The organism is Candidatus Zixiibacteriota bacterium (genome assembly GCA_020853795.1).
In the GTDB taxonomy this organism is placed as follows: Bacteria; Zixibacteria; MSB-5A5; order CAIYYT01; family CAIYYT01; genus JADJGC01.
In genome coordinates this window covers 17,457-42,505 of sequence record JADYYF010000129.1, presented here as the reverse complement: position 1 = coordinate 42,505, position 25,049 = coordinate 17,457, and the positions used below count along the sequence as shown (strand labels likewise).

22 protein-coding genes are annotated in these 25,049 nt (G+C 60.7%); 13 read left to right on the top strand and 9 right to left on the bottom strand.

All coding sequences use genetic code 11. The annotated features are described in order from the left end of the window. Positions 1–891 (top strand): aminotransferase class V-fold PLP-dependent enzyme (locus IT585_10235; GenBank protein MCC6963617.1); only part of this gene is annotated, 891 nt, incomplete at its 5' end. Here IT585_10235 and IT585_10230 read toward each other — a convergent pair. The 7 genes from IT585_10230 to IT585_10200 all read right to left on the bottom strand — a co-directional run bounded on the left by IT585_10230 (position 888) and on the right by IT585_10200 (position 8,942). Next, positions 888–2,225 (bottom strand): (Fe-S)-binding protein, encoded by a 1,338-nt coding sequence (locus IT585_10230; protein MCC6963616.1) that lies wholly within the window; start codon positions 2,223–2,225, stop codon positions 888–890. The genes IT585_10235 and IT585_10230 overlap by 4 nt on opposite strands. Beyond that, a complete protein-coding gene (locus IT585_10225) occupies positions 2,218–2,847 on the bottom strand; it encodes a hypothetical protein (GenBank protein MCC6963615.1) in 630 nt (209 codons plus the stop codon). Before IT585_10225 ends, IT585_10230 begins: the two co-directional genes overlap by 8 nt. Positions 2,848–2,868: 21 nt before the next feature. Further along, on the bottom strand, positions 2,869–3,189 hold the full coding sequence (locus tag IT585_10220) for a TusE/DsrC/DsvC family sulfur relay protein (GenBank protein ID MCC6963614.1): 321 nt from the start codon (positions 3,187–3,189) through the stop codon (positions 2,869–2,871). Positions 3,190–3,362: 173 nt separating this feature from the next. Beyond that, the gene (locus IT585_10215) at positions 3,363–5,948 is read right to left on the bottom strand and encodes a protein kinase (protein MCC6963613.1); all 2,586 of its coding nucleotides are present in this window, start codon (positions 5,946–5,948) and stop codon (positions 3,363–3,365) included. Between the two features lie 164 nt (positions 5,949–6,112). Further along, positions 6,113–6,619, bottom strand: coding sequence for a dockerin type I repeat-containing protein (locus IT585_10210; protein MCC6963612.1), 507 nt, complete (start codon positions 6,617–6,619; stop codon positions 6,113–6,115). A gap of 25 nt (positions 6,620–6,644) precedes the next feature. After that, a complete protein-coding gene (locus IT585_10205; protein MCC6963611.1) occupies positions 6,645–7,820 on the bottom strand; it encodes a hypothetical protein in 1,176 nt (391 codons plus the stop codon). Positions 7,821–8,243: 423 nt separating this feature from the next. Further along, complete coding sequence (locus tag IT585_10200; GenBank protein ID MCC6963610.1) at positions 8,244–8,942, bottom strand: CpsD/CapB family tyrosine-protein kinase; 699 nt, start codon at positions 8,940–8,942, stop codon at positions 8,244–8,246. A 212-nt stretch (positions 8,943–9,154) separates the two neighbouring features. Here IT585_10200 and IT585_10195 point away from each other — a divergent pair, with 212 nt between their 5' ends. Beyond that, a complete protein-coding gene (locus tag IT585_10195) occupies positions 9,155–9,814 on the top strand; it encodes a serine acetyltransferase (protein ID MCC6963609.1) in 660 nt (219 codons plus the stop codon). A gap of 64 nt (positions 9,815–9,878) precedes the next feature. Beyond that, entirely contained in the window at positions 9,879–11,273 is a 1,395-nt protein-coding gene (locus IT585_10190) for an O-antigen ligase family protein (protein MCC6963608.1), read from the top strand. Positions 11,274–11,277: 4 nt separating this feature from the next. On the opposite strand, the gene IT585_10185 is transcribed toward IT585_10190, so the two are convergent. Together IT585_10185 and IT585_10180 are read right to left on the bottom strand one after the other, a co-directional pair. Beyond that, entirely contained in the window at positions 11,278–12,258 is a 981-nt protein-coding gene (locus IT585_10185; GenBank protein MCC6963607.1) for a hypothetical protein, read from the bottom strand. Continuing rightward, complete coding sequence (locus IT585_10180) at positions 12,255–13,382, bottom strand: GNAT family N-acetyltransferase (GenBank protein MCC6963606.1); 1,128 nt, start codon at positions 13,380–13,382, stop codon at positions 12,255–12,257. Before IT585_10180 ends, IT585_10185 begins: the two co-directional genes overlap by 4 nt. A gap of 427 nt (positions 13,383–13,809) precedes the next feature. Here IT585_10180 and IT585_10175 point away from each other — a divergent pair, with 427 nt between their 5' ends. From IT585_10175 to IT585_10130, 10 genes are read left to right on the top strand one after another with little or no spacing between them, the layout of a single operon-like run. Next, positions 13,810–14,841 (top strand): FemAB family PEP-CTERM system-associated protein, encoded by a 1,032-nt coding sequence (locus IT585_10175; GenBank protein ID MCC6963605.1) that lies wholly within the window; start codon positions 13,810–13,812, stop codon positions 14,839–14,841. 44 nt (positions 14,842–14,885) lie between these two features. Then, complete coding sequence (locus IT585_10170) at positions 14,886–16,088, top strand: DegT/DnrJ/EryC1/StrS family aminotransferase (protein ID MCC6963604.1); 1,203 nt, start codon at positions 14,886–14,888, stop codon at positions 16,086–16,088. A gap of 15 nt (positions 16,089–16,103) precedes the next feature. Beyond that, entirely contained in the window at positions 16,104–17,183 is a 1,080-nt protein-coding gene (locus IT585_10165) for a polysaccharide deacetylase family protein (protein MCC6963603.1), read from the top strand. A gap of 19 nt (positions 17,184–17,202) precedes the next feature. Beyond that, positions 17,203–17,769, top strand: a complete 567-nt coding sequence (locus tag IT585_10160; protein MCC6963602.1) for an acyltransferase — start codon at positions 17,203–17,205, stop codon at positions 17,767–17,769. 29 nt (positions 17,770–17,798) lie between these two features. Next, positions 17,799–18,962 (top strand): glycosyltransferase, encoded by a 1,164-nt coding sequence (locus IT585_10155; protein ID MCC6963601.1) that lies wholly within the window; start codon positions 17,799–17,801, stop codon positions 18,960–18,962. A 40-nt stretch (positions 18,963–19,002) separates the two neighbouring features. After that, the gene (locus tag IT585_10150) at positions 19,003–20,154 is read left to right on the top strand and encodes a glycosyltransferase family 2 protein (protein MCC6963600.1); all 1,152 of its coding nucleotides are present in this window, start codon (positions 19,003–19,005) and stop codon (positions 20,152–20,154) included. Continuing rightward, positions 20,133–21,269 carry a glycosyltransferase gene (locus IT585_10145; GenBank protein MCC6963599.1) on the top strand — a complete coding sequence of 379 codons (1,137 nt, stop codon included), beginning with the start codon at positions 20,133–20,135 and terminating at the stop codon, positions 21,267–21,269. The genes IT585_10150 and IT585_10145 overlap by 22 nt, the downstream gene beginning before the upstream one ends. Positions 21,270–21,271: 2 nt before the next feature. Beyond that, on the top strand, positions 21,272–22,507 hold the full coding sequence (locus tag IT585_10140; GenBank protein MCC6963598.1) for a glycosyltransferase: 1,236 nt from the start codon (positions 21,272–21,274) through the stop codon (positions 22,505–22,507). 9 nt (positions 22,508–22,516) lie between these two features. After that, the gene (locus IT585_10135; protein MCC6963597.1) at positions 22,517–23,620 is read left to right on the top strand and encodes a CapA family protein; all 1,104 of its coding nucleotides are present in this window, start codon (positions 22,517–22,519) and stop codon (positions 23,618–23,620) included. A gap of 54 nt (positions 23,621–23,674) precedes the next feature. Then, a complete protein-coding gene (locus tag IT585_10130) occupies positions 23,675–25,042 on the top strand; it encodes a phenylacetate--CoA ligase family protein (GenBank protein ID MCC6963596.1) in 1,368 nt (455 codons plus the stop codon). Positions 25,043–25,049 lie beyond the last annotated feature (7 nt).

Sequence of the window (25,049 nt, the reverse complement as noted above, 5' to 3'; positions counted from 1 at the left end):
CTCGAACACAATTCCGTGCTGCGGCCGCTTCATCACCTCTACGAGGAGCAGGCGGTCGAAGTCGACTATGTGCCGTTCGACGCAAAGGGATTCGTCGATCCAGACGACATCATCCGCAAATTCCGCATCAACACCAAGGTCGTTGCGGTCAATCATGGCTCCAACGTCATCGGCACGGTGCAACCGATCCGCGAGATTGGACGCGCCTGCCGCGAGCGCGGCATCCTGCTGGTGGTGGATGCTTCCCAAACGGCGGGGAAACTGCCGATCGACGTGCAGGCCGATTACATCGACGTTGTGGCCTTTACCGGACACAAGTCACTGATGGGGCCGATGGGCATCGGGGGATTGTATGTCTGCGAGCACGTCGAAATTCGCCACACGCGCGCCGGCGGCACCGGTGTGCGTTCGGCGGTGCGGCGCCATCTCGACGAATATCCGTACCGGCTCGAATACGGCACGCCAAATCTGCCGGGCATCGCCGGTCTCAACGCCGGTCTCAAGTGGCTGCAGGCGCGGGGCATGGACAACGTGCATCGGGAAGAAACGCGGCTGCTGAAGATCCTGCGCGATGGTCTGCGCAATGTCGACGGCGTTGTGATGTACTGCCAGGATGATCTGGCCAATCACATCGGCGTACTGGCGTTCAATATCGAAAATCTCGAAGCGGGCGACACCGGAACGATCCTCGATGTCGACTACAATATCGCTTGTCGCACCGGGCTGCACTGCGCGCCGCGTGTGCACGAGCAGTTGGGTACCGACAAGATTCATGGCACGGTGCGGTTCGGGCTCGGACCGTTTACGACCGAAGCGGAAATTCATCATGCGGTGAATGCGGTCGGCGAGATCGTTGCAAGCCGCAAAGCGGCGCGGGTTACCGGCAGCTAAGACGCCGGCGTGCCGACGATCGCATCCGCCACCATCTCACACACCGTCTTCACTTCCACCCCCAGTTTGTAATCTCGATTCAACTCCGATAGTTGATCGATGCAGTTGTGGCAGGGCGCAACGACGATCTTGGCGCCGGTGGCGGCGATCTGGTCGGCCTTGACCTTGCCGGCGGCGAGCCGGCGTTTGGCGTAGCGGGTCATCGAGAGCTGTCCGCCGCCGCCGCCACAGCAGTAGTTCTGCAGGCGGTTGGGAATCATTTCGACGAAGTCGCTGACGCCGGCCTTGAGAATGGCACGCGACTGCTCGACGATACCACCGTTGCGAACGAGATTACAGGGGTCGTGCAGCGTGACGCGCTTGCTGTTGAGTCTGGGATCAAGGCGGATCCGGCCCTGACGGATATAGTCTTCAACGACCTCCAGAACGCTCTTGATCTCGATATCGGGCGTTTGTCCCAGCCATTCGGGCGCATCCCAGCGCGTAGCCTTGAAGCCGTGGCCGCATTCGCCGAGCACGAGAGTGCGCACGCCCAGCTTGCGCGCGGTCTCGATCAGACGACTGGAAAGCATCCCGCCGATCGTATCGTCGCCGCTGAACAGCGCGTAATTGGTGACGTCGTAATACTCCTTTGAGAAGGTCCAGTTCTCGCCGGCGGTATGAAAGATCTTGGCAGCGGCCAGCAGCGAGAGCGGGAAGAACTTGACCTCGCGCGGATTAACGGCGTAGAGGATAGTGGCGCCGGCGCGGTCGAGCGGCAGGCAGGCCTGTGGATCGCCGACCTCCTGCTGCAGTTCTCCGTTCAGCCAATCGATCGTCTCGAACCACTCCTCGCGAGAGATTGCCATGTTGTTGCCGGTGTTGACGGCGGCATCGACGGTGGACTGCAGTTCCGGCGGCACCAGGCGGCTGGCCGCGAGCACGCTGCGACCGATGCGAATCATCTGTGCGATGTTGATTCCGACGGAGCAATTCAGACCGCAGCGATTGCAGAGTGTGCAACGACCGAAAAGGCAGTCGATCCATTCGTCGACAGTGTTGCGATCAAGCTCGCGGGCGCCGGAGATCTTCCGCGATTTTGACTGATGGCATGCAAATACATCCGTCACCAATTTCAGGCGGTAGGCCGGCACCGATTCCTTGGACGGATCGATAAGGAAGTAGTGGCACGAATCGGAGCAGAGTCCGCAGTGGACGCAGGCGCGCGCATACACCTCGGCCGCGTAGCTCCATTTGCTGACCAGCGTGGCGCGCGCCTGATCGAGAGCTGTCTCGTCGAGTTGCGCGAGCCGTTGCTGGAAGGCGTCAATCGGGCAGGCGTTGTTCTCAGTCATGGTGCACCTGTTGCGCCGGCGGCAAGGCTCCGCGGTAACCGTAGAATTCTGCGAAGAGCAGGCGGCTGCAGAAGAAGAACCAGCAATGGCGAATCTTGCCGAAAGGGATATAGGCGAACAGCACGATCGCCGTCACGAAGAAGACCGTCGACACGCCGGCGATGAGGTTGACCGCCGCATTGATCATAAAGAGGTTCACCAGGAGATTGGCGACGAAATCATCGGGGACGCTGATGGCGCGCAGATAGCCGACAACCATGCGCTTGACAAATAATCCGAGACCGCAGGCGAGACCGGCGAACAGCGTTGCCAGCAGGACCGACTTCAACAACGACGGCAATGTCCATACAAAGATTGCGGCCAGAAGCGTCACCACCGCCGCCACGACGGCAAGGTGGAAGATGATTCCGACGATGAAGGTCGGCAGATGTTTGGAAGCGCTCTCCTTGCTCCAGGGCATCATGCCGGCGGTGAAGGTGTAGATCAGCGCCTGCCGCGGCGTGCCCTGAATCTTGGCGTAGACCGGCTTGACCCCCCAGCGCCGTGCTCGGAAATAGTGAATCGTCAAGACGAGTAGTGCGAATGCCGCGCTGAGGACGACAAGTAGACGGGGCAAGTCCATAGAGAGGCTAAGTGTCCGCGGTTAAACGCAGCCGTCCGGTTTGGGCAGGCCGGCAAGCTTGCAAGCGCCTTTCGCCGGGCCGGACGGAAAGAGCTCGTAGATGCGTTTCAAGGGCAGGCCGGTGTTCTTGCAGATTGCGCGCACCATCGGCGCGAGGTTAGTCTGGAGGTAATGATCGCGGATGAAGTTGATGACAGCCCAGTGCTCCGGCGTCAGAGTGTCCAGGCCCTCCTGCGCTTTGGCGAGCGCAGCGGCCACGGTCTCATTCCATTCGGCCGGACTGGTCAGGAAGCCTTCTTCGTTGAGTTGCAGTGTACGGCCGTTGGCATGAATCTCTGTCATTCGATCCTCCTCCAAACGTTGAAGCCCAATACCCCACTAATATAGCCAAAGTTGAGAAGTTAAAAAGTCAAAATCGTGGCGAAGAGGCGGGAATAGCGGTGCGCCCAATCCTCTGATGGCCACTTCAGGTTAGTGGCATTCATTGGTGCCGGCGCAGGTTCCGTTCGGGGCGGCTATTCGCGCATGAGTTGCTGGAATGAGGGATCGTGCCGCAGGGCTGCGAAATCCACCGCACCAAGCAAGAGCGCTTTCGAGACGTACGACGGGACGGAGAGCAGGAAGCGCAATTCCGCCGCGGCCGACTCGATTTCTCCGAGCATCAGGTAGATCAGGGCCAGCGTTTCGCGGTAGACGACGGCGAAGACCTGGTCCTTGTCGTAAGGGAAGAGCGCGGTCGCTTTCTGACCGGAGGCAATCGCGATATCGCGGCGACCCAGACCGGCGCAGGCAATACCGTAGTTGGCCAGATAGCGGGCATCGTCGGGATTCGTTTTGAGTTTGGTTTCGAGGAGCACGCGCGCCGACTCGAAGTACGAGCGGGCTTCGTGCGGGCGGCCGGCACGAAACGCCAGCCGGCCTTTGTCGATAAAGTGCAGTTCCAATTCGGTGTCGTCGACCGCCAGCGCCTCCATCGCCCGCTCGAGATCGTTGTCGCAGAACGCGACGAAGAGATCCAGCAGCGACCATTCGATCACCATTTCCGGCGGATTGATTTTGCCTTGCGCTTCGCGGAAGACTGTCGCGGCCTTGTCCGCGTCGCCGTCCCGCAGATAGAGCGAGTGCGCTTTGCGGGCGTAGACGTCAACCCAGTCGGGCGCCAGCCAGATGGCGCGGTCGAATTGCGCGATCGCGGTATCGTACTGCCGCATCAACATCAACGTGTTGCCGAATTCGGCGGCCAGCAGCGCCGAGCGCGGATCGAGTTCGGCGGCCTTGCGGATGTTGCGCAGCGCCTCATTCCAAAGACCGAGGCGGCGCTGAATGAATCCAATCGCGCCCAGCAGACTCGAATCGTTGGGGCGGCCCTTTCCGGCAAGCGCGAATTCCTCGAGCGCCTGCACGTAGTCCTTGCGGCCGTAATAGTGGTAGTAGCCGAGGGCAAGATGCGTTTCCGGCAATTGCGGCGCAGCGCGAACGGCTTCGTCGACGGCGGCCTTGGCCCGCGCAATGCGGGCCGGTGTGCGATCATGGAAGAACCAGTACATCGTGGAATGCGCCAGCGCGAGTCGGACGTGCGCGAGGGCAAAATTCGGGTCGAGCGCAACGGCCTGTTCGTACAGCGTGATGGCGCGCGTGATGTCTTCGGACCTGGTGCTGCGCGGGAAAAATTCGGCGCCCCGCAAATAGAAATCATAAGCTTCGAGATTCTGCGTCGGCGTCTTGGCCAGACCTTCCAGCTCCGGGGTTGCCAGCGCGACGCCAAGGGCCTGCGTGACTTCGGCGGCCAGCTCCGATTGCACGGCGAAAATCTGATCGAGCACCCGGTCGTAGGACTCCGCCCAGAGGTACGATTCATCTTTGGCATCGACCAGCTTGCAGCTCAGGCGGAAGCGCGACGGGGATTGCGAATTGTCCCAGCGAATCGTGGCGGTCAGCAAGTACTCGACGCCCAGCTCGGCGGCGATGGCCGCTACGCTCTTCTCCTTGGCGGAAAAGTGGCGGGCGGAATTGTTGGAGATGACTTTCAGCGAGCGGATTTTGGCGAGGCTGGTGGTGACTTCATCGGTGATGCCGTCGGCAAAATAATCGTGTTCGGTGGTGCCGAGATTCTCGAAGGGCAGCACGGCGATCGCGCGCTTGGCGCCCAGGGCCGTGCGCGTGACGCTGCTGGTATCGATGCCGGATATCCGCGACGGTGCACCCGGTGTCGCTGCCGCCACGGCTGCGGGCGGGGCAGTTGTCGCTCCGAGCAGGTTGACGTCTGCGATGAGCGCCTCGATACTATTGTAGCGCAATTCGCGCTCCTTGTGCAGGCAGCGATCGAGGATCGCCTGCCATTGTGGCGGCAGACCGGGGCGCAACTCGTTCAGAGCGGGCGCCGGTTGCTGCAGGATTGCCAACAAAGTGGCGACCTCGGTGTCGCGTTTAAACGGCGATTTGCCGGTGAGCATCTCGAAGATCAGCACGCCGAGCGAGAAAATGTCGGAGCGATTATCAACTTCGTAGCCCTGCGCCTGCTCGGGTGACATGTAGGTAATCGTGCCGAGACGAACACCGGTGGAGGTCAGTCCGGAGACGGTCTGGTAGCGCGCCAATCCGAAGTCGAGAATCTTGACCCTACCCTTGGCCGTTACAAGGATGTTGGCCGGCTTGATGTCGCGATGGATGATATCGCGTTCGTGAGCGGCCGCGAGACCGGCGCAAATCTGCTGGACCAGATCGAGAACCTGCGGTAATTCGAGCGGCGCATGCTTGATCAGATCGCGCAGCGAAGTGCCTTCGACATACTCCATGGCAATGAAGTAGCGGTTCTCGTGCTCGTCGATTTCAAAGATGGTGATCACGTTGGGATGATTGAGGGCGGCGGCCGTCTGCGCTTCGCGGACAAAGCGGGTGCGCGTGTCCAGGTCATCAGCGAGGCCGGGAGGAAGAAGTTTGATCGCAACGTTCCGCTGTAACTTGGGATCGAACGCCAGATAGACTTCGCCCATGCCGCCCGCGCCAAGCTTGTCGATGACGCGATAACGCGCAATGGCCGTCACCGCCGGTTTGGCGATGCGGGTCGGATCGAGATTTTCGAACGCGTCGGCAGGACTCACGCACATTTCCTTGTTGGCACTTCGGTCTATTGGTGGATGGCGACCACCCGGTGTCGAGAGATTATACAACCAACGCGGCTGCGCAAGCAGAATGATGGCAAGAAACGCCGCGCGCCGCCGACCCGGTGGTCGGCGGCGAGACGTGAAGTTGGGACGGCGCGCGACTAATACAGGAAGATGTAGCGCGTGAGGAAGACGACATCGGAAATGGTGATCATGCCGTTGCCGTCGGGATCGCCACCACAAGCGGTGACCGGCGGCCGTCCGCCGGCGAAGATGTAATTGACCAAATAGACGGCGTCGGAGATCGTCACACTGGAGTTGCCGTCAGCATCGCCCGCCAAACAGGGCGCGACCAGATTCTGCCAGAAACCCTGATGGACGCGGTAGAGTGTCGATTGCACATCGCCGACGGCCGTCTGCGCGGCCGTGCCCCGCAGGCGGTAGTTGTTCGACGTGCTATTGGTGCCGCCGGCGGCGACGACGTACCAGAGAATCGTGTAATCATCGGCCGCAGCGCGTGTATTTCCGGACTGCGGCGACTTGCCCGCCGCGGCAGCCGGCGGTGCCGCCGCCTGCGGTGCCGCGGGTTCCGGCGCACTGGCGGTGGCGGAAAGCGCAGCCGCTGTAAGCAGGACGACGACCGCTATGAGAGAACCGAGTTTATTCATGATATGACCTCGCTTCGTTCCGCCGTCACTGTTTGGCGCCGTTTTGAGGATTCATTTCCAGCAGGCGGCGCAGCTCGGCCACCTCGGCGCGTAGCTGTTCGATCTCGCTTGGTGCAGACACGGTGACTGGACGAGCAGCAATCGTTGCGGACTGCGGGTCGGCAGCGGTCTGGAGCATCGTCGATCCGGACACTGAGCCGTAGGCCGTGGGCACGAAAATCAGCGAGAGGGTCTTGTTGTAAGCCTTGAAGCTGGAACTCCCCTCGATGCGGCGGCCGAGCAGATAAAAGGTGGAGGTCCCTGCCGTCACCGGGAAGACCTTCTGCGCAGAAATGACGTTGCGATAGGTGGCCGAGGCCTGGATGCCTGCGATCGTCCACTCTTTCTCCTGGTCGCTATCCAACATGTCGGACTGATTCGAGACGCCGAATTCAGCGGTGGAATTGCCGCCGCCGCTATGGGCGACGTCGGCCTGGCACGAACCGATCACGAGGACAAAGCCGTCGGTCGGACAGGTGATCGATTGCTGCGCCAGGATTGTCTTGGTATTGCCGATCGTGGTGAACGTTGCCGCATCCTCGAATTGCGCGGCGCCGGAGTTGAAGGCGGCGGTGCATTGGCGTGTCGAATCACCGGCGAATTCCACGCAGGGCGTGAAGACCTCCTGCGCACTGGCCCAAAAACGCGTGACCTGGGATTCATCCACCAGCTCGTAGCGAAGTTGTGTGGTTGAGTCATTGTCCTTGGCGGTCGGAGGCTGCAACGTCACCGGTCCGGAGATAACACCGCCGCGCGCACCGTCGAGCGTTTCAACGCGGGTGGAGTAGCCGACCGAGACCAGCCGTGTCCGCGGAAAGCCTTCCACGTCGCCATCGATCTGGATACCGAGAAAGCTGTTGGAGGAAGCGAAGACGGTATCGTTGATTTTGAAAATGTCACCGAGGATCACATTGAACAAGCCGTCAACCACCCGGACAGTTTGCTGCTCCTGCCACTTGAGATCCGCCGGATCGGTGGAGGTCGGGTGACTCCAGATGCGGAAAGTGATCAGGATACCGTCCGTGTTGAGCGGCTGGCCGTTGGCATCGGTGAGCAGTCCCTGGTAATTCAAGCGCGAGGGGGTAACCCCGGCCTGCGCAGCGGCCCCGAGGGCCAGCAGGAGGAGAATTCCCGCGAGCGATTGTTTGACGAAGTGGCGCATAGTGACGAGACTCCTGGATAGGGTTGCTGGACTACGGATCAGACGACTGCCGTCGACAGCGGGCGTAGCGAGCTACACAGAGTGCAAGAGGCGCTGCCGAATCTAACGAGACGTCTTGCTGGTTTTGAAGATTTCCCTGTTATAATGCACAACGGGCCGGAAGAAACCAAATAAAAATAACAATTATAGAACTATAAAGTCGATATTTATCAGCAACATGATCTCGCGCCATCGCTCGACCGCGCACCTCTTCCTGGCAGAATGCTTGCAGAGGTGTCGCCGCGTTTGAGACTGACCAGGCACAATCTTAATGAAATAAGTTATGAAATACGCGTAACCTACTGCTAAACAATGACTAACAGATATCGAAAATCGTGCGGTCTAATGGTTGCAGGCAGGGATCCTGAGCTTGCGCCCCGGTGATCAGCGCTTGGCGTAATAGTGGCCGTAGTACCGGTAGTCGTAGTGGTAGGGGAGTGCGCCGTGGACATTGTTAAGGATCAGGCCGATGACGTTGGCGTCCGCCTTGACGATGATATCACAGGCGCGCTGGACAACTTCCTTTTGGGTCTTGCCGGCGCGAATGACGACAACGACGCCGTCGACGGCGGAGGCGACAATCACCGGATCGGAAACTGGAATCACGGGCGCGCAGTCAACGATGACGCTCTCGAAACTGAACTCGGCACGCTCGATGATCTTCTTGACGACCTCTTCGCGCATGCGGTCGGTGGGATCGCCTTCGACGTTGCCAGCCGGGAGAATCCACAGATGCTCGAGCGGCGTCGATTTGAGGGTGGCTTCAAATTCGACCTTTTCCGCCATGAGGTCGGCAAAGCCGATCGAATTTTCGAGACCGAACATGCGATGAATAATCGGCCGGCGCAGGTCGGAGTCGATGAGCAAAGTCTTGCGTTTCTTGTGCTGGGCGGAGGTAATCGCCAGCATCGACGCGATGGTCGATTTGCCTTCGCCGCTGACGGCGGAGGTCACCAGGATCGAGTGCGGCGCCGACCCCTTGATCGGGCGCGTGACGTTGTGCAAGAGCCGGCGCAATTCCGTGCCGACAACCGAGTCGAATTTGTAGTGATCCAGGATTGACTGTCGTTTGTCTTTCGCCATCGCGTCTGCGCGTCCCTCAACAAGTTATGATTTCCGCGGCGCGGCGCTGCCGGAAGTGGTAGCGGCGGCCGCCCAGTGACCGATAAGATAATACGTGCATGTTGATCGGCAAGACAATATAGTTCGTTGAGTTCCTGACGGAAATCGAGGCGGCTGTTGTCATCGTTGCCGCGGCGGAAAGATTGGCAGCACCGACAGCATCGAGGACGAAGATGAGAGGCGCATTTCGCGAAGATCTGAACAAGTTTTACCGGATTCAATTCGGGACTGAACGAGTCGCTGTGTGGCGACGACTGCGGTTTTGGATCCGCAGTTTCGGGCTGCATTGCGTGGCCGTCTATCGTTTCGGGAAGATGACGGAGCGCGTGCGGCGGCGAAATGTGGTGCTGGGGCTGCCGCTGGTGCTGGTTCACTTCGTATTGAACTACGGCATGCAATTTTTCCATCACGTCAACATTGATGATGCCGACGTCGGGCCGGGGTTCTATATCGGGCACGTCGGCACGATCTACATCGGACCGGTCAAGATCGGCGCGAACTTCTCGGTGACGCACAATGTGACGATCGGCGTCGGTCATTCCGAAGGCAAGACGGGTACGCCGACCATCGGCGACAACGTCTGGGTCGGCACGGGCTCGGTGATCTCCGGGTTGATTACCCTGGGTAACCAGGTGACGATCTCGAACGGGACGATGCTGACGCGCAGCGTGCCGGACCGGTGTCTGGTGGCGGGCAATCCGGGGCGAGTGATCATGAACGATTTCGACAACAGCCAATTGTTTGCGCTGCCGAAGTTCGACAAGCCGGCGGAACCCGAGACCCCAAATGTGGGGGCGGATGTCAGCGATGACCGCGCCAGATCACGAGACTAAGCCAGACGTGGAACAAGAAAAGGGTGAATCAACGAGGCGGGAAACGCCCCGTTCGAGTTTTCAATTGGTTACCGCCTATCGGCTGGCAATTCTGGGATTGGCGCTGTTGTCGATCATCATGGGCCTGGTACTGGTGCGGATGCCGGACAAGGTTCAGTACGCGATGGTGGCGGCGATTCCGGCTCTATTGGCGGGGGCGTACGCGCTGATCAATCCCTTTGCCGGGGTCTGGATGTTCATGCTGATGGACTATCTGCGACCCTACACGTTTATCCCGGCGCTGCGGCCGTTGCGACTGGGGATTCTGACCGTGGCGGTGACCTTGTTTTCGTGGATCGTGCATCAGGCAATCAACAAGGAGAAAGTGCGGTGGCATCCGACCGCAACCTGGTTCTTGGTGTTCCTGCTGGTGATAGCAATGGGGGTCTTGACGGCGGCCAATAACTTCCGGGCCTACATGGTGCTTGAAGGCATGTTGACGACGTTCGTTATGTTCCTGTTGGTTGTCAACATCGTCAAGACAACGCAGCAGTTGAAACTGGTCGTCTGGCTCGTGCTGCTGATTCACTTGTATTACGCAATCAAGGGCATCTACAACTTTGCCTTCGTGGGCATTTCGTATGCCGGGCTCGTGACGAGCGGATCGGTAGGTTCGAGTTTCATTTCTGACGAGAACGACTTCGCGCTTGCGTTGAACGCGATGATCCCATTCGCATTTTTCCTGTTCATGCGAGAAAAGAGCAAATTCAAGAAGTTCTTCCTGCTGGGGACGATGCTGGCGCTGGTGCTGGGGGTGGTCGCCAGCCAGTCGCGCGGCGGCGTGATCGGTCTGGCGGTCGTGACGCTGTTCTGCATGATCAAGTCGAAGCAGAAGCTGATCAGCATGGTGATTGTCGGAATGCTGTGCCTATCGGTAATCGTGTTTGCGCCGAGCAGTTACTGGAGCGAGGTGAAGTCGATTACGCGGACCGACGAGGGCACGGCGAATTCCCGCATCAACTACTGGAAAGCGGCGGTGCGGATGTACCTGGACTATCCGATCATCGGCGTCGGCGCCGGTAACGGGCCGGTCCGAATGCCGGAATACGTCACCGGCTTCTCCGATCCCAATACCCAATGGGGGCGAACTTTTCACGGCAACTTCCCGCTGATCATCGCCGAGTTGGGCTCGCTCGGATTGATCGCCTATGTGGCGATGCTGATTCTGTCGTTTCGGGCGCTGATCAAGATTCAGAGGCAATACAGCGGCGATCACAAGTCGCTCGAATGGTCGATCGCGAGCGCCATTGCCGTCGGCATGCTCGGCTGGCTGACTTCAGCCACCTTCCTCTCCGTGACATTTTATCCCCATCTCTGGACATTGCACGCGCTGACCGTCGTGCTCTATCTCTGCTCCAAGCCGCAGGCGCGGGCGAGCGCACCAGCGCCAACGCCGGGATTGCCGAGCGCCGGCGCTTGAGTCGTCAGCGCGGTTGCGTTTTCAGATATTCCAGTTCGGTCGGATGATAGCCGCGCCGTTCGCGGCGGCGTTTCATGCTGTCGAGCAGCCAGCGCATTTCCAGGCGAAAGAGCCGCCGGCCCGCCAGCTCGGGGCAGCCGCATCGACTCACGTAGAAATCCAGCAGTTCGGAGACAGGCGCAAACCAGCAGTCGCGACGACTGAGTTCCTCCAGTAACCGCCGCGTGACCGGGTGGACCTGGTCGCCGGCGACGAAACCCTTGCCAAAGTGAGTTGAAATGATGCAGAGTCCGCCGGCGCGTTCGAGCCTTTCCTGATTGCGGCTGGAGAGCAGGTTGTTGAACTCCTCGACATTCTCCGCGTCGTTCGTCAGAAACCAGTTCTTGACATACGGCGTGTGGCGGCTGCGATAGACGACCGGGAGATTCAACGACAACAAGTCGACGCCGGTGAAGGTGAAGCTGCGCACATAGTCGAAGTGCTGTTGGGCGAGATCGCCCCAAAAGTACGGCGAGTCGGGAAGATGGCCCTGAAAGTGAGCGGCGTCGTCACTGCGGAAGCGAGCGTAGAGCCGCCGGGAGAGGGCGAAGGCGAAGCGATTGGCGCCCCAATAGAGATTGTCGCGATTGCGGCCATGGGCAGCATTGATGCGGGGGATGCGTCCGAGCGTGGACTGGAAGTTGGCGAGACTGCGCTCGATCTCGGGCCGGGTGGCGCTTTCCATGGAGGCACCATGGAAGCCGATCTCAAAGCCGGCGTTCTGCAGTTGGCGCAGGTAGGCAGCATAGGCTGCGTTTTCGAGCGTATCGGAGCCTTCGTAGTTGCTGTGGCCGCTATAAGTGATACCCCAGGCTGACTTGGTCGTGCGAATTCCCAGCTCATTCAGGTAGTCATACAGTGGGCGAATCGAGTCGAGGGTCGCGACATCGGTGTCATCAAACACCGAAAAGGCGCAGCGTTTGCCGCCGGGGAAGGTAAGCTTCACGCGGGTCCGAGCCCCCCCGCGGCGTCAGCGTAGCCGCGAGTGATGTAGGAGCCCGGAAACAGCTCGGTGAAATTGTCGGACTGATCCTGACTGCCGAAGCCGGCATAGATCGTCGAAGGGAGTTTGATAAATGCGGCTGCCGACAACGCACGTCGTAAGTCGGGGCGATCGCCGGAGAACATCGTGATGTCGACGCCGGCGATATAGGCGCGGTGGAGAAAGTAGCTGATCAGGCTGTCGAGAGTGGACGGATCACCGCTGTCCCAGAGTGCATCGACGACATTCAGAGCTTTGAGCCCGTGCAATTGCCCGCCATCGCGATATTCCATAATGGCGAAGATCGCCCAGGCCCGGACACCCGCGGGCGCCGTCCACACGACTTTCTGCCAACCTTTGGCGACCGGAAATTGCCAATTGAGGTAGCCGGCGCGGCGGACGTGGGTCAGGGAAAAGGTGGATTTTTCCTGCTCCCACAGCGCGTCGATGTTGCACTCGAAGTTGGCAACTTCGACGAAGGGAAGCATGGCGCCGTGCCGGAATTTGGCGTCGACCGTGCGCAAGCGCTGCCAGCAACGGATGCCGAGCTGCAACGGTCCGCGGAAGAGCCGCAGCGCCAGGTCGGCGGCGGTCTTGAATCCGCGCGGGACGAAGCGCTCGACCCGTTCTCCCGACATCTGGCGGAGAAAGGCGCCCGGGTTCACGATGTGAATGTGATCGGCGATTTTGCCGGGCCAGACCCAATTGGTAGCAATGAAGGCGCGCAGTGACGGTGCCACGCGCGCAACACCGGTGACAAGCGGTAGGGCATTGGTGATGCAGGCGGCCAACTGGCGGGCGACGCCCTGGCCGCGATACTCGGGCAGGACATGGATGCCGCTGAGCCAGTGGGCCGGTCGTTCGACACCGTTCACCCAAAGACGGAAAGGTGTGGAGGTAACGTGGCCGACAACGGCGCCGTCATGAATCGCGATGGCAGTCGGCGGCGGTCCGGCATCGTAGGGATTCGCCAAGGTGGAATCAACCGCAGCGTCGGCGCGGGCGTTCGGAGCGACATCAAAGACGCGCCGGCAGAATTCCGCGACCAACTCGCGCTCCGGACCTTCGTGGCATAATCTGACTTCCATGCACCAATCTTTCTCGGCTGAAATCCTGGCAGTGTTACTGCGGGTGCTAAGCAATCGTTTGAAACCCGATGCACAACGGGTTTGTCGTTTCAGGAAGAAACGCGGGCGGCGGCCGCCATTATCTACTAAGTCGATCCGTTTAGCCGCATCGCGGGTACCGCGAGCCGAGTCCAGACGGTCTGGTTTTAGTCGTTCATCGGCAACATCTTCGCTTGCATCTTGTCGCCAGAATCACTTTAGTTATTTGGTAACCGAAAAAGGATGCCGGTCGATACCGTAGAGTAGGGCAGATCGCGAGCATCGGATCGGACGCCATGCCGGCAGCGGGAGTCACCGGCTGGTCGCGCAGATTTCGCTAATTGGGTAATATCTCACAATGCACGCCGGGTCTGTACCCGGCAAACTCATGCCAAGCAGAAGGGCGATTTTGAGGCGAGTAGAGAATTACAGCGACGACATGGAAGCCGCCTGGCGGGATTTTGTCAACCAGGCACCGGGAGCAACGGTCGCGCATCAGATCGAGTTTCGGAAAGTTATTGCCGCAGGTCTGGGATGTCAGCCGCATTATTTGCTCGTGCGCGACGGCGTGGCGGTGTCGGGTGTGCTACCGCTCTTTCTTGTACGTACGTGGTGGAACGCGCGCTACCTGATCTCGGTGCCGTGGCTTGATTACGGCGGCGTGTGCGCGGCGGATGAAGAATCGGCGTGCCTGCTGGTCGACCGCTCACGCGAATTGGCGAAGACCACCGGCGCCAGTTTCATCGAACTGCGTTCAGTGGAGCCGATCGGCTGTGAGCTGGCGACGGCGACGGAGCGGGTCACGTTTCTCGCCGATCTCAGCGCGGGGTCCGAATCGTTGTGGAAGAATTTTGACGCCAAGCTGCGTAATCAGGTGCGCAAGGCCCAAAAGTCGGGACTGACGGTCGAGTACGGCCGACACAATTTTCTTGACGAATTCTACCGGGTATTTGCTCGGCGGATGCGCGATCTGGGCACGCCGGTGTGGAGCAAGAGGCTTTTTGCTGCGGTGCTCGATGCCTTTCCGGACTCTGCTGAGATCGTGTTGGTCAAGCACGGAGAAGAGACGGCGACGGGTGCGTTGCTGCTGAAGTTTCGCGGACGGGATTACATTCCCTCGGCAGCGGCGTACGATCGGTTCATCAAGAGCTGCCCCTATCATGCGCTGTACTGGTCGGTGATCGAGCGCGGTTGCCGGGAGGGGAGCCGCTGGTTTGATTTTGGCCGATCATCGATCGACTCGCCGACGTATAAATTCAAGATTCAGTGGTCGGAGACGCCGGTGCCGCTGGCGTGGCAATATTCGATGCACGGGATCACCGAAGTGCCGCAGATCAATCCGCACAACCCGAAGTATCGGCTGGCGCAGAAGATTTGGCGGCGTCTGCCGCTACCGCTGGCGAACTGGCTGGGGCCGGCGGTTATCAAGAACTTTCCGTAGCGCGTGCCACGGAAGCAGGAACGACCGGAATTTCATTGAACGATATGCAGAATCATCTTGTCGCGCCGGCCGGAACGCCGATTATCCTCGGCGAACTGGTGCGGACGCTGACCGACCGCATCAACCAATCGTCGCATTACGAGACGCTGGCCGCGCGGATCGTGCGCTTCACCGGACAGCCGTACTGCTATTTTCTGGGCAGCGGCCGCGCCGCACAAGCGCTGTTGCTGGCGGCGATGAAGGAACTTCGTCCCGGCTGCGACGAGGTCGTGTTGCCGGCATACACCTGCTATTCGGTGGCTGCTTCCGCGGTACGCGCCGGGCTGAAGATGCGGCTGGTGGATGTTGACCCGCTGAATTTCGACTTCGACTACACCAGTTTGGGGCGACAAGACTGCCGGAAAGTCGTGGCCGTGGTGGGGTGCAATCTCTTCGGAGTTCTCAATGATTGGGACAGGCTTCAGGGACTGGCCAAGGCGAACGGCTACTTGCTGGTCGACGATGGCGCGCAATCGTTCGGCGCCAAGCGCGCAGGTCAGGTCTCGGGGACGTTCGGCACGGCGGGATTTTACAGCCTCGGCCGCGGCAAAGCGCTGACGACCTACAACGGCGGCATCCTGGTGACCGACAACCCGGAACTGGCGCGACTTCTGGCGGCGCGAGTGACGGCGCTGCGAGCGCCCGGGGTGTTGGCCGAAGTCAGCAGTTACCTGAGAATGTTTCTATACGCGACGTTCATCAAGCCGAAGCTGTACTGGATACCGGCTTCGTTACCGTTCTTGGGAATCGGCGAGACCGTTTACGAGGCCGACTTTAAAATCGCGCGCTTGTCGCGGGTGCAGGCCACGGCGGCCACGGTGGTCCTGGAGAACGTGCTGTTCTTCAACCGGATGCGCGCCGCCAACGCGGAAGAGCTGGGTCGGCGGGTGTTGAAGCTGGGCCGATTCGCTATTCCCGGCTGGCAGGAAGAAGAGTGCCCTCCATATTTGCGCTTGCCGGTGCTGGCGCCGGATCGGGAGACGCGCGAGCGGGCGATTGCGGAATTGCGGCACCGCGGAGTTGTTGCCACCAGAATGTATCCCTCGACTCTTTGCGACATTCCCGGAATCGACAAGCATCTGGCGACCACCGCAAGCGATTTTCCGGGAGCCCGGACGCTGGTTGACCGGCTGTTTACGCTGCCGACGCATCCACTGGTGGCGGATGCGGATATCGAGACGATCATTCGGTGTTTGGGCGAGATTTAAGGCCGCTATCGAAGCATGTCACGAGTATTCAAGCAGATTATCCTGGCACTCCTCTATTATTCAGGGCTGTTGACCGTGCGCGACTGGATTGCACAGAACCGCGGCAATCGGCGCGCCTGCGTGTTGATGTATCACCGCGTGCTCGATGATCCCGAAGCGCGGGAGGAGTACGCGCAGACGGGGATTGCAGTCTCGACGGCGACTTTCGCCGCGCAAGTGGCGCACCTGGCGCGGCGCTACACGGTGCTGACGGCCGGCGACTACGTCGGACGGCTGCGGCGCGACGAGCCATTGCCGTCCCGATGTGCCGTGATCACATTCGACGACGGCTGGCGCGATAACTTCGAACACGCGTATCCGATTCTCAAACGTTACGGGATACCGGCCACGATTTTCGTCTGCAGCGATTTTGTCGATAGCACGGCCAAGTTTTGGTTTCACGATTTGCTGCATGCGGTGGTGACACAGAAATTGGGGCCGCGCGAGTTGCAAGCGGCGCTGGAGACGGCGGCCGATGGAAGGCGAGACGACTTGCGGGTTCCGGAGACGCTGGCCGGGGTTTACCTGCTCGATCACTTCCTGCGCCTTGCGAAATCGCTTACGGCACCCGAAATTGATAAACTCCTGACGGCAGTGCGACCGGCGGCTGGCGCCGAAAAGTCGGAGTGGGCGGAACGACGATTTGTGTTGAGCTGGGACGAGATTGCGGCGATGGAACCGGATATTGTTGAGATTGGCTCACACGGGCGGTCCCATCGGTTGCTGACGGCGATCCCGGCAACGGAGGCGCGGCAGGAATTGCTTGAATCGAAGCGGATCCTGGAAGCGAAGACGGGTAGAAAAGTGCGCGTCGCGGCTTATCCGAACGGCGCATATGACGAAACTATCAAGGGATATGCGGTGGCGGCGGGTTATGAGGGAGCGTTTGCTGTTGATGTCGGCGACGGGAGTCAAGACCTGTTTGCGGTGCCGCGTGTCGGATTACATGAAGGTGCTACGGCCGGCCTCGGCGGCAGGTTCTCGCGAGCGAAATTCGCGCTGCTGCTCAGCCGGGCGCGGCGGCAGCCGTCGCAGTCGGCGAGAGGCGGGTATTAGTTGTGGGCGCTGAGACAGGATGGAAATGCGAACGACGCTGACAAAGATCATCGGGTACTTGCGGGGCTATTGGCTGATGCGGCGAGTCAAGACGACCGGGCCGATCAAGGTGTACGGAAAGATCAAGATCAGAAATCCGGTGGGGCGAATCACGATCGGCAAGCGCACCAAGCTCTATCCGGGGGTCGTCTTCGACTTTGAAGCGGCGCTCCCGGGCACGCAGCCGGAGGTGACAATCGGCGAGCACGCACATATCGGTGATCGCACCGAGATTCATTGCGGCAGCAAGGTTGTGATTGGTAATCGCGTCAGTCTGTCGTGGGACGTCCTGGTGATGGAGAGCGACTACCATGCGGCCCATCACGGCGCGGGCGAGCCGCGGCCGATAATCATCGACGACGATGCCTGGATCGGAGCGCGGGCGACGATTTTGAAGGGCGTGCATATTGGCAAGTCAGCAATTGTCGGCGCCTGCGCGGTGGTGACCAAGGATGTCCCGCCGTACACAGTGGTGGCCGGGAATCCGGCGCGCGTGGTAAAGACGCTCGATCCCGGCAGCCAGTCGGAGCCGGGCAAGACAACGTGACGATAACGGCCCAGGCGGGAGGCAGCGGCGTGTCCAGCCCCAAGATTAATCTCATCCATATCGTGCTGGAGATGAACATCGGCGGCTTGCAGCGGCTGATCACCGACATGACGCTGGCGATGGATCGCGAGCGCTTCAATATCGAAGTCATCTGCCTTGATGATCTGGGCTGCTTCGCCGAGGTGCTGCAGTCGCACGGCGTTGCGGTGCATTTGTTGCGGCGCCACGACCGGCATCTGGCGCTCTATCCGTTGCGGTTGGCCAAGTTTCTGCGGGCGCGCAAGGCGCACATCATCCACATGCATCCGGCAACCTTCATCTTCGGCGCACTGGCTTCGCCCTTTGCCGGTCGCCCGATCGTAGTCTACACCGAGCACGGCCGCGCGGTACCGGAGGAACGAGTCCGGGTGATGGAGGATCGGGTTTCCGGCTTCTTTGTCGATAGGATCATCGCCGTCTCGAAGGATCTGGAGTCTTATCTGGCCGACACGGTCAAGTTGCCGGCCGGGAAAATCTGCACCGTTATCAACGGCATCTGCGTCAAGGATTTTCAGCCGCGCCCTAAGGCGCCGGCTCTGCTGCACGAGTTCGGCATTGCCCCGGACGCCAAGGTGCTGGGCACGGTGGCGCGCATCGACAGTGTGAAAGATCAGCTGACGATGATCAAGGCGTTTGCGCTGGCGCGACAGCGTGTGCCGCAGGCGCGGTTGCTCCTGGTAGGCGATGGCCCGCTGCGGGCGGAGCTGGAAGAGTATGCCCGAGGTAACGGCCTAGCCGACGTCGTGCAGATCACCGGCCAGCGCAGTGACGTACCCAAGCTGCTGAATCTGTTTGATATCTTCGTGCTCTCGTCGCTGCGGGAGGGTACGAGCATCTCGCTGCTGGAGGCGATGGCCTCCGGCGTGGCGCCGATCGTGACGAAGGTGGGCGGTAATCCGGCAATCGTTGCGCATGGAGTCGACGGCCTGCTGGTGGAACCGCAAAATCCCGAGACGCTGGCGGCGGCGATGGTCGAGTTGCTTGCTGATGACACGCGCCGCCGCGTGATCGCCGAGCGGGCGACACGCAAGGTGCACGAAGAATTCAGTATTGAGACAATGGCGCGCAAGTACGTCGCCATCTATTACGAGTTGCTGCGGCGGCGGCGAAAATTCCGGCACCTGGTGCCGGCGGAAGCAGCGCGGCGCGATTAAACATGGTTGCCATCGGGCCGCAGAAGGACCGGATCAGACAGTGAGCACGATCGATTACACTCTCCTCGCAATTCTGCTGGCGGCGATTCTCATGACCCTCTGGGTCTATGCCGGTTATCCGCTGTTCTTGTGGTTGTGCGCGCGCCTGGTGCGCCGCGAGCCGCTGCGCACGCAGGAGCTGCCGCAGGTAACGCTGGTGGTCACGGCGCACAATGAAGAGAAGCGGATCGCGCAGAAGCTCGACAATGCGCTGGCGCAGGACTATCCGCCCGAGCGACTGCACGTGATCGTGGTGTCCGATGCCTCAACCGATCGTACCGAAGAGATCGTGAACGGCTATCGCGAGCGCGGCGTGAAGCTGATGGTCATACCGGAGCGGCGGGGGAAGCACTACGGCCAGGGACGTGGAGTGCAGGCGGCGGCGACCGACATCGTCGTGTTGTCGGATGCAACGACATTTCTTAAGAACGATGCGCTCCGCACCATCGTCCGCAACTTCGCCGATCCGGAGATTGGCTGCGTGTCGGGGCAGGATGGCATCAAGGAGGATGCCGACACCTCCGCCGGCGAGGGTGCCTACGTGCGCTACGAGATGGCCCTGCGACGGCTGGAGAGCCGGGTGACTTCGATCGTCGGCGCGAGCGGCTCATTTTTTGCGGTGCGCAAGGACATGTGCGAGCGCTGGATCGACGACATGTCGAGCGATTTCTACCTGCCGATCATGACCTACATGAAAGGTTTTCGCTCGATCATTGACGAGCAGGCAATCGGCTATTACAGCGTGCTGCACGATCCGTCGCGCGAGTTCCAGCGCAAGCTGCGGACGATCGTCCACGGGCTGGAAGTGATCTTCCATCTGAAGGGGATTCTTAATCCGTTTCGCTACGGCATCTACGCGATTCAGATGTGGAGCCACAAGCTGTTGCGGTGGCTGGTGCCGTTCGCACTGATCGCGGCGTATGCCGCCAACGTGGCGCTGTGGTCGGCGGGGCTGTGGTTGCAGGTGTTGTTGGTGTTGCAAAGTGCGCTGTACGTGCTGGCACTGGCGGGTTATCTGATCAAGTCGCTGCAACAGTACTTGATCCTCCGCATTCCGCTCTATTTTATCATGGTCAATCTTTCGATTCTGGTCGCGTGGATCCAATACTGGCGCGGCGAGAAGTACGTGGTATGGAAAGCGACCGAAAGGTAGCCGTCAGTCACGTGATCTCCGGCGATCTGTGGGCCGGCGCCGAGGCGCAGGCCTGCACGATGCTGACGGCGCTGCATCGACGCGGGGAGGTCGCGGTCTCGGCGATGGTGCTGAACCCGGGCAAGCTGGTCGAGCGGCTGCGCGCCGAAGGTGTCCCGGTGGATGTCATCGACGAGAGCCGGCTGCGGTTTCGACAGATTGTGGCCGCGGCGCGCCAGATCGTGCACGATCACCCGGTCGACATCCTGCATTCGCACCGCTACAAGGAGAATATTCTGGCGGCCATGATCAAACGCCGCACGCGCGTGCGGGCACTGGTCCAGACCGTCCATGGTGTGCAGGAGCGCATGTCGGGGTTGAAGTCGCTCAAGGTGCGCGCCTACGGCCAACTCAACCGGTTCGTTTCGCGCCGCTACTTCGAATTGATTCTGCCGGTCTCGGAGGACATCCGCCGACACCTGGAGACGATCTACCCGGCCGGCAAGCTGCAGACGGTGCACAACGCAATTGATGTCGCGGGGGTGCGAACGCAGAAAGCGGCAACGACGGTGCGCAGAGAATTGGAAATCGCGGACGACGCAATCGTCTTCGGCTCGGTCGGACGACTGGCAGCGATCAAAGGCTTCGAAGTATTCATGCGCGTCGCCAAGGATGTTGCGGCGAGACAGCCGGGCGTCCGGTTTGTTCTTGTCGGTGACGGTCCGGAACGGCGGTCATTGGAGGAATTGCGGCAATCACTCGGTTTGACGGAAACCGTGGTAATGACCGGATTTCGCGACGACATTCTCGATGTGATGAATAGCTTTGATGTGCTCCTGATGACCTCCTGGCACGAGGGAATTCCGGTGGCACTATTGGAGGCGATGGCACTGGGCAAGCCGACGGTCGCAACCGCCGTGGGGGGAGTCGGCGAAGTGATCGCGGACGGTGTCAGTGGTGTGCTGGCGCCGGCGGGAGACGTGGCGCGACTGGCTGAAGCCTGCGCGAAGCTGGCCGGCGATCAGGCACTGCGCGCTCAGTCGGGGAGCGCAGCGCGCACTCGTGTCGAGACGGCGTTTTCGACGACGCGGCAATGTCAACAACTGGAAGAAATCTATCGGAGAGTGGCGCGGTAATCATGCGAATCTTGTTTCTGGCGCACTTCATCCCGCATCCGCCGACCGGGGGTGCGTCGCTGCGAAATTACAATATCGTGAAGGAACTGGCGAAGACCAACGACGTCCACCTAGTGACGTTCTCGCAGCGCGACCGGCATCCGACGCGCGAGCGGATCGAGCAGAGCCGGCGCGTGTTAGCAGAGTTCTGCCGCGAGGTCACGATCGTCGATGTTCCGACCGACTACAGCAGGCTGAAGTGGTACGCGCTGCTGGCGTTTAATACGTTTTCGGCGGCGCCGTATTCGGCGTGGCGATTCTGGTCGAAGGAGATGGTGGCGGTGCTAAACCGCACGCTGGAGCGCCACCAATTTGATGTCGTGCATGTCGACACGATTGCGCTGGCGGGATATCACCAGTATTTACGCGGGCTGCCGGCGGTGCTCAACCACCACAACGTGGAATCCAGTTTGCTGCTGCGCCGGTCGGCGATCGAAAAGAGTCCGGCGGCGCGGTGGTATGTGCGGCAGCAGGGCAACAAGCTGCGCGCGGCGGAGATCGCGGCGCTGACAACCTACGACGGCAATATCGCGGTGTCGGAATTGGACCGGCAGGAATTGTTGAGCTATGCGCCCGGCGCGCGGGTGGTCGAAATCCCGAACGGCACCGACACGGAATTCTTCCATCCCGACGAGACAACGCCGCCGACGACCAGCCTGGTGTTTGCCGGCTCGATGGCATGGTATCCGAACAGCGACGCGATGATCTTGTTCGGCGAGAAGATCTGGCCTCTGATCAAGGCCGAGGTGCCGGAGGTGGTGATGAATCTCATCGGTTCGCGCGCACCGGAGGCCGTGCTGCGACTGGCGGAAAACGACCCGCAGTTTCGAACGCTGGGATTTGTCGACGACGTGCGGCCGACCATCGCCGCCGCAGCCGTGTATGTCGTCCCAATCCGGGTCGGCGGCGGCACGCGTCTGAAGATTCTCGATGCCATGGCGATGGGGAAGGCGATTGTGAGCCACCCGATCGGCGCCGAGGGACTCGATGTGCGCGACGGCCATGATATCGTCATTGCGGAAGCGCCCGAGGAATTTGCCCGCCGGGTGATCGACCTGATTCGTGATCCGGAACGGCGGAAGCAACTGGCGACCAATGCGCGGCAGTCGGTGATGAAGAAGTACGCGTGGGGAATTATCGTGCCCCGGTTGGTGGAATTTTATCGTGAAGTCGCGGCGCGCGACGCAAGGCGAGGCTGAGAAGCAGAAATGGCGACGAGTGAGATTGTCCTGAGCGCCGTCGGCGATGTGATGATGGGCGAATTGCCCGCATGCTCCGGATTCGGCGTCGGCAGCATGATTGAACGCTACGGACCGGAGTTTCCGTTTGCGAAGATCGGCGCGGCGTTCGCGGGATCAGACATCGTCTTCGGGAATCTCGAAGTCGTCCTGTCGCGATTCGATCGCGCGCGCGATCCGTTCGGCAGCATCCACCTGCGGGCGCAGCCGGAAGCGCTCGCGGGGCTGCGCAAGGCGGGGTTCAACGTTATGGCGCTGGCCAACAATCACATCATGCAGCACGGCCGCGCCGCAGTCGAGGAGACGCTGAAGTCTCTGAAGGAAGCGCAGATCGCGGCTACCGGCATTGAGGCGGCCGAAATCGGCGTCGAGAATTTGGCGGTGACAACGGTCAAAGGCGCGCGCGTCGGATTTCTGGCGTACAACTTCCGGCCGCCGCAATACTTCGTCGACCCGCCGATCGATGTCGCCGGCAGCGAAGAACGGGTCTTATCCGACCTGGAACGCTATCGAGGGAGCGCGGATTTTTTGGTGCTGGCGCTGCATTGGGGCGAGGAATTTGTCAACCGGCCGTCCAGCGAGCAGGTGCGGCTGGGGCGCAAGATGATTGACGCCGGGGCGAGCGCGATCCTGGGGCATCATCCGCACATTCTGCAAGGGATCGAGACCTATCGCAGACGCGTGATTGCCTACAGCCTCGGCGACTTCGTTTTCGATCTGTGGCAGCAGCGTTTGCGGGAGTCGATGGTGCTACGATTGACTCTGCACGAGCCGACGCGCGTCACGCACGAAGTCCGGCCGATTTGCATCAACCGCAGTTGGCAGCCGGAACTCCTCGAAGGGAGCGCGGCTGCAGCGCTGCAGGCGCGGATCGCGGGCCTATCGGGATGGATCGACGCTGATCTTCCCGCGGCCGAATATGATGAGCTGGTGAAAAGCGAGTTGCGCCGATTCCGGCGCGAAGTTTACTTGCATTACATTAGAAACGCACGGCGATTTGGGGTGAAAAGATTCTGGGCGAACTTGCAGGGCATCGTGGGCCGGCGGCTGCGCCGCGTTGCGGAATCTCACTAACGACGGGCTGACCCGTACTCCGGGAGGCCGGAGACGCAAGGAGATCGGGCAACCATGTATCCGTGGTTATCGCGACATCTGTTTTACTATCCGGTAGTTGCGCTGCGCGGCGAGCCGGTCTCGAAGTGCCGGCGGCGCATCCGCGAGTTCGAGCGACTGACACCGGACGCAATGCGGGCGTGGCAGCGGGCACGGCTTCAGGAACTGGTGCGCGATGCCGCAACGCAGAGCGCGTACTATCGCGAGCTGTTTCGGTCTCACGGGATCGATCCAACGCAGGGGCTTGCCATCGCTGAATTCGAGCGAATTCCGTTTTTGACGAAGGAGATTATTCAAGCCGATTCGGCACGGCTGATCGCTGCGACGCCCGGCCGTGTGTCGGTGCGTAAGACTTCGGGCTCAACCGGGACACCGCTGGTGCTGGTTAAGGACCGCCGGGCCGAAGCCATGATGGATGCCTACATGTACGAGGTGTACGGCTGGTTCGGCATCGCAGTCGGAACGCGGCAGGCGCGGATCTGGGGGATCCCGTTGGCGCGCAAGGCGCGGATGATTGCCCGGACCAAAGATCGCCTGCTGAACCGACGCCGGATGGTGGCGTTCGAGATCAACCGCGATTACAGCCGCACGTTCTACCACGAGTTGCTGCGCTTCCGCCCGTACTACCTCTATGGCCTGATCAATCCGATCCACGAGTTTTGCCGGGAGCTGGTCGAAGCCGGCCTTGATCCGGGGGCCATCGGGCTGCAATTGGTGATCACGACGGGCGAGCGGCAAGTGGCGGCCAAAAAGGCCTATATCAGCGAGCATTTCGGCTGCCGCGTGGTTGACGAGTACGGCTGTACCGAATCGGGGATTATTGCTTTCGAGTGCGCGGAGGGCAGTCGCCATATTGCCGCCCACAATTTGTATGTCGAGATCATCGATCCAGCGACGGGGGAAGTCGTGCGGGGCGGCGCATCGGGGGAGGTCGTGATCACCGAGCTTCATGCGCGGGCGATGCCGATGATCCGCTATCGCGTCGGCGATCTGGCGCGGATCAGCACCGAGCCGTGCCGGTGCGGCCGCGCGACGCCGGTGATCGCCGATATCGTCGGCCGCGTCTCAGAGCTGATCATTACGCCGGAGGGAAAGCGCGTCGCCGCGGCGGTGCTTGATTACTCGGTGCCCACGCAGTTTTCGCGATTTCGCGCGATTCAACATGCGGTGGATCGCATGACGCTGCTGCTGGAAGGCGGCGGCGAATTGCCGGAGCGGGCGGTGGCGGAAATTCGCGCAAAACTGGTGCATTACCTGGGCGACCGGATGCAACTGGAAATCAAAGTGGTTGAAAGAATTCCGCTTGACACGTCGGGCAAACTTCGATGTTTTGTCTCCGAACTTCAGGGTGGAGTGTATAACGAGACGAGTCGGGGGCATTGAGAGCAGA

Coding starts and splice junctions, on each gene's coding strand:
- IT585_10180 (MCC6963606.1), bottom strand. CDS start 13,382: ATGGAAGTCAGATTATGCCACGAAGGTCCGGAGCGCGAGTTGGTCGCG.
- IT585_10170 (MCC6963604.1), top strand. CDS start 14,886: ATGCAGAATCATCTTGTCGCGCCGGCCGGAACGCCGATTATCCTCGGC.
- IT585_10225 (MCC6963615.1), bottom strand. CDS start 2,847: ATGGACTTGCCCCGTCTACTTGTCGTCCTCAGCGCGGCATTCGCACTA.
- IT585_10230 (MCC6963616.1), bottom strand. CDS start 2,225: ATGACTGAGAACAACGCCTGCCCGATTGACGCCTTCCAGCAACGGCTC.
- IT585_10165 (MCC6963603.1), top strand. CDS start 16,104: ATGTCACGAGTATTCAAGCAGATTATCCTGGCACTCCTCTATTATTCA.
- IT585_10140 (MCC6963598.1), top strand. CDS start 21,272: ATGCGAATCTTGTTTCTGGCGCACTTCATCCCGCATCCGCCGACCGGG.
- IT585_10220 (MCC6963614.1), bottom strand. CDS start 3,189: ATGACAGAGATTCATGCCAACGGCCGTACACTGCAACTCAACGAAGAA.
- IT585_10160 (MCC6963602.1), top strand. CDS start 17,203: ATGGAAATGCGAACGACGCTGACAAAGATCATCGGGTACTTGCGGGGC.
- IT585_10195 (MCC6963609.1), top strand. CDS start 9,155: ATGAGAGGCGCATTTCGCGAAGATCTGAACAAGTTTTACCGGATTCAA.
- IT585_10130 (MCC6963596.1), top strand. CDS start 23,675: ATGTATCCGTGGTTATCGCGACATCTGTTTTACTATCCGGTAGTTGCG.
- IT585_10145 (MCC6963599.1), top strand. CDS start 20,133: ATGGAAAGCGACCGAAAGGTAGCCGTCAGTCACGTGATCTCCGGCGAT.
- IT585_10135 (MCC6963597.1), top strand. CDS start 22,517: ATGGCGACGAGTGAGATTGTCCTGAGCGCCGTCGGCGATGTGATGATG.
- IT585_10200 (MCC6963610.1), bottom strand. CDS start 8,942: ATGGCGAAAGACAAACGACAGTCAATCCTGGATCACTACAAATTCGAC.
- IT585_10210 (MCC6963612.1), bottom strand. CDS start 6,619: ATGAATAAACTCGGTTCTCTCATAGCGGTCGTCGTCCTGCTTACAGCG.
- IT585_10205 (MCC6963611.1), bottom strand. CDS start 7,820: ATGCGCCACTTCGTCAAACAATCGCTCGCGGGAATTCTCCTCCTGCTG.